1 protein-coding gene is annotated in these 252 nt (G+C 36.5%); it reads right to left on the minus strand.

Annotation, left to right across the window (positions count from 1 at the left end):
- Positions 1-252, minus strand: a 252-nt coding sequence (locus R2R70_RS21865) for a hypothetical protein (RefSeq protein ID WP_410979176.1), incomplete at both ends; no start/stop codon positions are given.

Here is a 252-nt window from a genome sequence, read left to right on the forward strand (position 1 = left end):
AGACTGAATCTGGGTTAATATTCATCCAAAATAACAGCGGTCCATGATCCCACCACCATTTTTCTCTTGTTTCCCCTAGCTTCTCTTTGAAGGCATCAAATAATGGAATTTTAAAAGATACGTTTCGTGAAGACACACGATAATGCGTTTCCGGAATCATTTTTGATTCCATCCACATTTTAAATGCTTGTTGAACTTCCCTTTTCTTTTCAATGAATGAGGTATTCACCTTAGTAATGGTTGGTTGTTCTT

The organism is Cobetia sp. SIMBA_158, from assembly GCF_046566945.1.
Classification (GTDB): Bacteria; Pseudomonadota; Gammaproteobacteria; order Pseudomonadales; family Halomonadaceae; genus Cobetia; species Cobetia amphilecti.